Origin of the sequence: Hymenobacter defluvii (assembly GCF_017589435.1) — a bacterium.
GTDB lineage: Bacteria > Bacteroidota > Bacteroidia > Cytophagales > Hymenobacteraceae > Hymenobacter > Hymenobacter profundi.
In genome coordinates, this window is record NZ_JAGETX010000132.1 from 1 (window position 1) to 328 (window position 328).

Here is a 328-nt window from a genome sequence, read left to right on the forward strand (position 1 = left end):
TGGCTTTTTTTAAAATGTCCAGTTCCTGCGCCTGTCGGCGGGCTAAGGCCCGCAACTGGCGCAATTCAGCCGCCGTGGCCGGGTCCAGCTCGGCCCCGCGGGCTGCTGCGACCGGCGTGAGGGCCTCTTTTTGCCACTTGTAAAGCAGCTTAGGACTGATGTTCAAGGCGCGCGCGGCCGCTTGGGTCGAGCGGCTTTCGCTGGCCAAGCGCAGGGCTTCCGCGCGGAAGGCCGCATCGTAGCGGCGGCGTTTAGCAGGCTGAGGGCTGTCTTTCATGACGAAGGAAAGATAACACCCTATTCTGTCCAGATTTATCCGACCACCTCA

At 61.6% G+C, this 328-nt stretch carries 1 protein-coding gene; it reads right to left on the minus strand.

Annotated features, from left to right (window positions below; all coding sequences use genetic code 11):
- On the minus strand, positions 1 to 277 hold a 277-nt coding region (locus tag J4D97_RS23335; RefSeq protein ID WP_208309672.1), incomplete at its 3' end, for a transposase.
- Positions 278 to 328: the final 51 nt, after the last annotated feature.